The organism is Pseudomonas sp. JV245A (assembly GCF_032424515.1).
GTDB lineage: Bacteria > Pseudomonadota > Gammaproteobacteria > Pseudomonadales > Pseudomonadaceae > Aquipseudomonas > Aquipseudomonas protegens.
Genome location: NZ_VYKE01000198.1, coordinates 1 through 7,363, shown reverse-complemented (window position 1 = coordinate 7,363; position 7,363 = coordinate 1). Strand labels below are relative to the sequence as shown.

Sequence of the window (7,363 nt, the reverse complement as noted above, 5' to 3'; positions counted from 1 at the left end):
GGCTTGCCGGCGAAGCGGCCGTTAAGTCATGCAGCGCCTGGGCCGGCGCCTTCGCTGGCAAGCCAGCTCCTACGGGGGAGCGCCTACATCCGGGACTCCCGAAAGAACCAGGAAAAGCAAAAGCACCATGTAGGAGCCGGCTTGCCGGCGAAGAGGCCCGTAAGTCATGCATCGCCTGGCCCAACGCCTTCGCTGGCAAGCCAGCGCCCTCACCTCCCCACTCCACCAATGAGCGTTTCAACAACTAGCTGAAAATAAAACCACGAAAAATACTACTAAGCCCTGGGACTTTTCTTATATCTAATACTGACGTTCACCATCAGGATTCCCTCTTGAATAATTATATTTTCGAGGAGTACTCCATGAAAAAAACTCTCGCTTCAATCGTCTCAGTAACTGCACTCAGCCTGTCGAGCCTGACCATGGCCGCCGATCTCGGCCCCGCCTGTAACGAATACTTCAAGCAAATTGATGAGTTGGTGGCAGCCAGCCCTCAAGGTGAAGCAATGAAGGCGCAATATGAAGCAGCAAAAACACAAATGATGTCGATGCCGAGCACAGCTCAAGAACAGGCGTGCAAGCAAGCTTCCGAGATGATGAAGCAGGCCATGAGCAATATGCCGGCCAAGAAGTAATTCAATAGGCACGTATACCCGCTGTACGTGCCACTTCACGTCATCAGCAGTATTCCTGTAGAACCACAACAATGAATATAGTCATCTTGGTTGCCGGTATTTTCTGTGCATACCTGGCCGTACTTTACCTGTTCATGAAACGCAAGAAATCCAGCCAGCTCACACACTTCAAATCGCGGCACTCCAATGCCCCACTCGACGAAAAGCAAAAAAGAGCATTGGCATTTGGTGGAATTCTATTTAGCAATCGATTTGAAAAGATCCTGACCATCCTTCCAGAAGACAACCTGGATAAATACATCTCAGGACTCAGGAGCGAATGGCAGATCGACAACTCCGACAGCGCGAAGGAAACCTTGAGCGAGCTGGCCAACCTCTCCAGGAGCAAAGATCTCGATCAACATATCGAGGCCCCGCTTCCCGAGGTCAAAGCCGTTCAGAAGAGCATCGCCAAAGAGTTGGGTATCTCACTGGCGACGGTAGAAAATACCCAATCCACCTTTGCCTGGGACACCATGAGAGCGGTGTCATTGGCCAGATGGTGTTACTGGGCGGGGTATCTGACAGAACAGGAAACCTGGGCCTTTATCCACGAATCTGCCGAGACCGCCAGCCGGCTTGGAGCAGGTTGGGAGGACTACACCGTATCCTTTTTGCTGGGCAGGACCCTTCACGGCTTCGAGCTTGACGACATCGGCTCCATGGCCAAATACGTCCTCAACGGGAAAGCCAGGGGCAGCCAGGACACCGATATTTACTTGAAGTACTCGTACAAATAACACCTGCAAGACATCCTAGCGCCGGAGGCTTCACAAGCACCCGGCGCACAATATCCTGTGACCTCCCAGTTCCTGTTAACCACAACGGGTAGCTGTTCCCTCCCCGCGGCTGGTGCAGCCCTGCAATCATCGCCACCTTGCAACAATTTACTGCCTGCCGGTCGAGACCCGTGTCGCTGGCGAACGCTGCACAACAGCTTCAATGCACTATCAGCGCCGGCTGCTGGTAACCGCTGTCGAGCCCTCAGTCCGCCTGATCCTGATCCTGCTCAAGTCTGCTGCGCAGCTGGTTCAGAACACGCTGGGTGGTCTGGATCTCCTCAACCTCCAGCCCTTGCGCCAGCTCGTTGATCCAGGGCGCTTGCAGCTTCAATGCCTGATCGAATGCCGCCTTTCCCGCCGCCGTCAGCAGCACCAGTTGCGCCCGGCGGTGGTGCGGGTTCGGCTGAAATTCCAGCAGGCCATCCTTCACCAGATCGTTGACGATCCGCTGAACGTTCTGCCGGTTGGCACCCATGTCACGGGCAATCCATGACACCGGCTGCGCCCGCTCGGCAGCCACGATCGTGCCAAGCAGCTGCCAGCGGGCACTGGTGAGACCTATCTCGGCCACCAGGCGATCGCCTGCGGTGAGCATGCGCGCACTGGCTCGAAAGAGTTCGAGGACCAGATCGGTCATGGCGCGTCCAGCGGGGGTGTGGTTTGGTTTTTTCATGCCGCGAACTTTTCCACATTGACATGATGATGTCAATCGAGCTAGTTTTTTGCCCATCGCACCACTTTGTCATCATGTTTACATTCTGGAGGCCGTCATGTTGTCCATCCGCCCGCTCGATCCCGTGGTTCCCCTTCACCAGCAACTCCAGTGCAGCGAATCGCCGGTGGTGCTGGTCAACCTGTTCACCGTCGACCAGGACGATATCCCCGACCTGCTGCGTGCCTGGGAGCTGGATGCCAACTGGATGAAACAGCGTGCCGGTTACATTTCCACGCAGCTCCACCAGGCCATCGGTGGCAGCTGCATGTTCTTGAACTACGCGGTATGGGAGTCGGTGGAGCGCTTTCGCGAAGCCTTCAGCCACCCGGATTTCGCCAACGCCCTGGGCCGTTACCCCTCAAGTGTCTTGGCCATGCCCCATCTGTTCACCAAGGTAGCCGTGCCAAACATCTGCACGGCTTGAACACAGCCCCATTGACTGACGGGAAGCCCCCCATGCTCAAACGACTCCACCTCACCGCCAGCCTGCTGGCCCTGCTGTGCATCGCCACGTTCTTTGTCTCGACCCTGCTGGTGGAAAGCATGGGAACCCTGCATGCGATCGCTCAACTCAAGCAACTGATCGTCAGCCCCGGGCTCTGGGTGCTGATTCCGGCAATGGCAGTGGCGGGAGCCAGCGGCATGGGGCTGAGCCGGGCCCGGCAGGGACGCCTGATCGCCTCGAAGCAAAAACGCATGCCCTTCATTGCCGCCAACGGCCTGTTGGTGCTCGTGCCCTGCGCAATTGTGCTCAACCAGTGGGCGTCGGCAGGCAGCTTCGACACGGGTTTTTACGTGGTGCAGGTCATCGAACTGATCGCCGGGGCCACCAACCTCACATTGATGGGGTTGAACGTGCGTGATGGTTTGCGGCTTAGCGGTCGGTTGTAGAGGGCCATGCCTTGGGGCCGGTAGGCCATGCGTTGCCTGGACCGACGCCTTCGCTGGCAAGCCAGCTCCTACGGGGCTCCGACCAGCACGCATTTCTGTAGGAGCCGGCTTGCCGGCGAAGAGGCCCGTAAGCCATGCAGCGCCTGGGCCGACGCCTTCGCTGGCAAGCTAGCTCCTACGGAGGAACCAGACCACCGTAGGGCAAAAAACCGCGCTCAAACCTTGAACCGCGCCACCAGCCGGTTCAACTCGATCGCCAGATTGGCCATCTCCCCGCAGGCGCTGGCCGTCTGGCTGGCCCCCGCCGAGCTCTGGATCGACAGCTCGCGAATGCTGGTCAGGTTCTGGTCCGCCTCGCGCGCCACCTGGGCCTGTTCTTCCGAGGCGGTGGCAATCAGCAGGTTGCGTTCGTTGATCTGGGTAATCGCCTGGGCGATCTGCTTGAGGGACAGGTCGGCGTTCTGCGCCACGGAGATCGAGCTGCTGGCCATCTCGGCGCTGACGTTCATGGCGCTCACCGCGTGGGTCGAGTCGGCCTGGATCGCGGTGATCATCTGTTCGATTTCCTGGGTCGACTGCTGGGTGCGGTGGGCCAGGGCCCGCACTTCATCGGCCACCACCGCAAAGCCGCGGCCCTGCTCGCCGGCCCGCGCCGCTTCGATGGCGGCGTTGAGGGCCAGCAGGTTGGTCTGTTCGGCAATGGCGCGAATCACTTCCACCACTTTGCTGATGTCCTGGGCGCGGCTGGACAGCGCCTTGACCTGCTCGCCAGTGGTGGCGACGTTGCCGGCCAGGCCTTCGATGGCCTTGAGGGTCTGGGCCACGTTCTCGATGCCGGAGCGGGTGAACTCCATGGACTCGCGGGACGACTGGGCGGCGGCTTCGGCGTTGCGGGCCACCTCGTCCACCGCGGCGCTCATTTCGGTCACCGCGGTGGCCGCCTGGCTGACTTCGTCGTTCTGGCGCACCAGCCCGCGGCTGGCGTCTTCGGTCACGGCGGTCATTTCTTCCGAGGCCGAGGCCAGTTGGGTGGAGGAATCGGCGATGTGAGCGATGGTTTCCCGCAGGTTGGTCTGCATCTGCGCCAGGGCGGCCAGCAGGCGGCCGGCTTCATCGCGGCCACTGACGCCGATCTCCCGGGACAGGTCGCTGCCGGCAATGCGTTCGGCCACGGCCAGGGCGTCACTGATGGGCGCGGTGATGCTGCGGGTCAGCACCGCCGCCAACACCACGGTGAGCACCACGGTCACCCCCATCAACACCAGCACCAGGGTCAGGCCGCCGCTGTAGACCGACGCGGCAGTAATCCCCGCCTGCCTCGCACCCTCGTCATTGAAGTCCGAGAGTTTGTCCATCTTCTCTTGCATGGCGTTGGTCATGGGGCTGATGCGGGTATTGATCAGGGTGATGGCCGCGGCGTTGTCGCCACTGCGCAGCAGCGGCTCCAGCTCGTCCACCAGCTTGAAGTAGGCCTGCACATCGGTCGCTACAGCCTGGTACAGCTCACGCTCCGCCGGCCCGGTGATCAGGGGTTCGTACTGGTTGATGGTGTTCTGCAGGTTGGATCGATAACCGCTCAACGAGGCGATGCGGGTCTGGCGCTGCTGTTCGTCGGTGGTCACGGTGATGCGGATGCTTTCCAGACGCAGGCGCAAGACGCTGGTCTTCATCTTGCCGATCTCGCGGATGCTGGTCATCCAGTTGGTCTCGACATCCTGCTCCGCGTCTCGCAGCTTGCCCATTTGCAGCACGGCGACAATGCCCAGGGCGAACACCACCAGGACAATGAGCGAGAAAAAGACGGCAGACCTTGGAGCAAGATTCATTGTCCTGACGTTCATTTTTTATCTCTCTAATAGAATGGTCGGTACTTCCCTGCTGTCATTCCACGCTATCGACTGAGTGTCAGAGAGCTGCAAACAAGCCGACGACCAGGTTAGCGGCCCACCCGGCACGGCAACGTCGATACTCACTCGGGTCAATCCAGGCCTGTCGGGACGCAGGCCCCACTCGGTCCTCCTGCGCCCATGTCCCCCTTGGCGCGTGAGCATCAGTTAAGTCGAATAACGCGGCCCGCGCCGTCTCGATTTTTCTGGGCAATGGCACCTGGAGCCCGGCATCTATCCACGGGGGGCCTAACAAGCCATAGCAGATGATGGCGTTTTGTCACTACCGTCGATCAGACCGCTGTTGAAAAGAGACGCCGCCGCTCGATCAGGTTGCGCCTGAACGGGGCAAACCCACCCTGGCCTCGCCCACGGGCCGGAACCGCGACCACCGATTGCCCACTGAAGAAACCCATCGCTACGGCCTATAATGCCGCCGCCCCCACGTTCTGAAGGATCAGCAATGTCCATCACCAATCCAAAAGTCATCGATATCTGGGCCATCCCCAAATCGGCGCCCGACAGCCTGCTGTTGATCATGGTCGACCCCCTCGAATGGGGTGACGAAGCGGCACACAGCGAACACCTGCTCCTGCTGCAAGAGAAGATCAACACCTACATCACATTCATCGAAAGTGAAGAGATCTACAGCGAAATTCCCGATGCCTGCGGCAAACACCTGATTATCCGAGTGCTGGGTTTGCACGAACTGCCAGAGCAGGTGGATTGGTTTTTCAAACGCATTACCGAGATCCTCAACGAGCGCGGCATCGGCTTCGATTTCGAGCTCAAAGTCAACGAAGAGGCTCCCAGCCTGTAGCCTGCCACTTGCGCGCTGCCCCCAGTTGAGCAGCGCGCAGCAATACCTTATGCCGGCCGGATCAGCGCCCGATGAAGCGCAATGAAATCCACATGCCGCTCATGGAAAAACCCTCGATCTCCTCGTGCCGGTGCGGGCGCTCGGAACAGGCTCGCGCCACCGCTATCAGTGCTTACTCCCCGCTCCTTCTACAACGGCACAAGTCAGTGCAGTTGGAAAAATGCTTAGAGCACCCCGCCCGCGTGACGGCTGGAACCAGCAAACCCCATGGGCCCTTGCCTGTAGTCAGGCTGCCGGCCAGGGCACTGGCGAGGGAGTCGGGCGCGAATGAAATTCTATTTGAACTCGAAATACTCTCTCATCATTGCAATGGGCTTCATCGGCTCCACATTCAAGAAACCCAATACCTCAAGAAACCACGAGAGGTTATCTCCCAACACGGAAAGATCGTCCTCATCATTCGCCAGCAGACAAATGGCCAGTCGTGCCTTCAATACCTCCCGATCCCTGAGCTCGCGTACTGCTCCTTGCTCATCGATTTTTGCCCACCAGACCGCAGCCTGCGCCTTGCAGCGCTCAATAGGAATTTCCCCGGCGACATAGGCTTTCGCCAGGCGCAAAGGATCCTGCTCGCAGTCAGAGAACTTGATCTCCAGTTCTTGCAGAACCTTGATCAGGAAGCCGAGCTGGTGTTTGAGCGCAGCAGAGCTTTCAGTGGCCCGAATAATTGAACCGATATTGAATTTCTTGAAGTCATCCGGATTCATGCATCAACCTTGAAACTGAGTAAAGGATCACGACGATGGGGGCCCGATCATCATCGGCAACGGGCACATCCTATGGCCAAATATTCATTACGCAACGGTTGCTGGAAAATCGCTGGGGCGGTTCTCGCCATCAGGGCCTTGCCCGGCCACTAGAAGAGTTCCTGCAGCGTGCGCTGCATGTCCGCAGCGCCGTCGACGGATGCCCCCTCACCTGCGCCCACCGGCGGCGCATTGTCACTCCTGAACACCTCCATCGCCGTGCGGGAAGAATCCGCACTGGCCGCCGTGCCGTCCTCCAGGTTGATGCGCCGGGTCACGATGCCAGCCGGCTCCGCCTGGGAATAAGGCGCCGTGCCCTCAAGCGCGGCCGTCATGAACTCCATCCAGATCGGCAGCGCGATGGTCACGCCCCATTCGCGCCGTCCCAGGCTCTGCGGTTGGTCGAAGCCGGCCCAGACGCTGGTGACGTTGTGGCCGTTGTAACCGGTGAACCAGGAGTCCTTGGCCTCGTTGGTGGTGCCGGTCTTGCCGCCGATGTCCGGGCGATGCATGGCCGCGGCGGCGCGGCCGGTGCCACGCTGGACCACGCCCTGCAGCAGGCTGGTGAGCAGGTAGGTGGTGCGGCTGTCGACGATCTGTTCCGCCGGTATCTCGGGGGCCGGCTGCTGCGGGGTGGGCGCCGCTGGCGGGCGGGCCTGGAACAGGATCGCGCCCTGGCGGTCTTCGATCCGTTCGATGAAGTACGGGCTGATCTTGTAGCCGCCGTTGGCAAAGGTACTCCAGCCGGCCACCACCTCCATGGGCGTGACCGAAGCGGTGCCCAGGGCC

9 protein-coding genes and 1 pseudogene are annotated in these 7,363 nt (G+C 59.9%); 5 read left to right on the top strand and 5 right to left on the bottom strand.

Going from position 1 to position 7,363, the window contains the following annotated elements; translation table 11 throughout:
• Positions 1-362 precede the first annotated feature (362 nt).
• Both F6S12_RS28465 and F6S12_RS28460 read left to right on the top strand, forming a co-directional pair.
• Positions 363-635: a DUF5339 family protein gene (locus tag F6S12_RS28465; RefSeq protein ID WP_227454132.1), complete on the top strand. Its 273-nt coding sequence runs from the start codon at positions 363-365 to the stop codon at positions 633-635.
• Positions 636-706: 71 nt separating this feature from the next.
• Positions 707-1,414, top strand: a complete 708-nt coding sequence (locus F6S12_RS28460) for a DUF1266 domain-containing protein (protein WP_077933770.1) — start codon at positions 707-709, stop codon at positions 1,412-1,414.
• Between the two features lie 244 nt (positions 1,415-1,658).
• On the opposite strand, the gene F6S12_RS28455 is transcribed toward F6S12_RS28460, so the two are convergent.
• Positions 1,659-2,093: a MarR family winged helix-turn-helix transcriptional regulator gene (locus tag F6S12_RS28455; RefSeq protein ID WP_019094724.1), complete on the bottom strand. Its 435-nt coding sequence runs from the start codon at positions 2,091-2,093 to the stop codon at positions 1,659-1,661.
• 133 nt (positions 2,094-2,226) lie between these two features.
• On the opposite strand from F6S12_RS28455, the gene F6S12_RS28450 reads away from it, so the two are divergent.
• Together F6S12_RS28450 and F6S12_RS28445 are read left to right on the top strand one after the other, a co-directional pair.
• Positions 2,227-2,595 (top strand): antibiotic biosynthesis monooxygenase family protein, encoded by a 369-nt coding sequence (locus F6S12_RS28450; RefSeq protein WP_077933769.1) that lies wholly within the window; start codon positions 2,227-2,229, stop codon positions 2,593-2,595.
• A 32-nt stretch (positions 2,596-2,627) separates the two neighbouring features.
• Positions 2,628-3,062 carry a hypothetical protein gene (locus tag F6S12_RS28445; protein WP_015634968.1) on the top strand — a complete coding sequence of 145 codons (435 nt, stop codon included), beginning with the start codon at positions 2,628-2,630 and terminating at the stop codon, positions 3,060-3,062.
• A 215-nt stretch (positions 3,063-3,277) separates the two neighbouring features.
• Here the strand turns inward: F6S12_RS28445 and F6S12_RS33970 are convergent, their stop codons facing one another.
• A complete protein-coding gene (locus tag F6S12_RS33970; RefSeq protein WP_392397834.1) occupies positions 3,278-4,066 on the bottom strand; it encodes a methyl-accepting chemotaxis protein in 789 nt (262 codons plus the stop codon).
• Positions 4,067-4,132: 66 nt separating this feature from the next.
• A pseudogene (locus F6S12_RS33965) lies at positions 4,133-4,888 on the bottom strand (MCP four helix bundle domain-containing protein); the annotation flags it as partial.
• A 523-nt stretch (positions 4,889-5,411) separates the two neighbouring features.
• Here F6S12_RS33965 and F6S12_RS28435 point away from each other — a divergent pair.
• Entirely contained in the window at positions 5,412-5,768 is a 357-nt protein-coding gene (locus F6S12_RS28435) for a DUF6572 domain-containing protein (protein WP_315869597.1), read from the top strand.
• 335 nt (positions 5,769-6,103) lie between these two features.
• Here F6S12_RS28435 and F6S12_RS28430 read toward each other — a convergent pair whose 3' ends face one another.
• Entirely contained in the window at positions 6,104-6,535 is a 432-nt protein-coding gene (locus tag F6S12_RS28430) for a hypothetical protein (protein ID WP_315869596.1), read from the bottom strand.
• A gap of 149 nt (positions 6,536-6,684) precedes the next feature.
• Positions 6,685-7,363: penicillin-binding transpeptidase domain-containing protein (locus tag F6S12_RS28425; RefSeq protein WP_315869595.1), on the bottom strand; the 679-nt coding region annotated here is incomplete at its 5' end.

What these genes read in the sequence shown, in the direction of transcription:
- F6S12_RS28455 (WP_019094724.1), bottom strand. Translation starts at nt 2,093, where the DNA reads ATGACCGATCTGGTCCTCGAACTCTTTCGAGCCAGTGCGCGCATGCTC.
- F6S12_RS28465 (WP_227454132.1), top strand. Translation starts at nt 363, where the DNA reads ATGAAAAAAACTCTCGCTTCAATCGTCTCAGTAACTGCACTCAGCCTG.
- F6S12_RS28445 (WP_015634968.1), top strand. Translation starts at nt 2,628, where the DNA reads ATGCTCAAACGACTCCACCTCACCGCCAGCCTGCTGGCCCTGCTGTGC.
- F6S12_RS28430 (WP_315869596.1), bottom strand. Translation starts at nt 6,535, where the DNA reads ATGAATCCGGATGACTTCAAGAAATTCAATATCGGTTCAATTATTCGG.
- F6S12_RS28450 (WP_077933769.1), top strand. Translation starts at nt 2,227, where the DNA reads ATGTTGTCCATCCGCCCGCTCGATCCCGTGGTTCCCCTTCACCAGCAA.
- F6S12_RS28460 (WP_077933770.1), top strand. Translation starts at nt 707, where the DNA reads ATGAATATAGTCATCTTGGTTGCCGGTATTTTCTGTGCATACCTGGCC.
- F6S12_RS33970 (WP_392397834.1), bottom strand. Translation starts at nt 4,066, where the DNA reads ATGACCGCCGTGACCGAAGACGCCAGCCGCGGGCTGGTGCGCCAGAAC.
- F6S12_RS28435 (WP_315869597.1), top strand. Translation starts at nt 5,412, where the DNA reads ATGTCCATCACCAATCCAAAAGTCATCGATATCTGGGCCATCCCCAAA.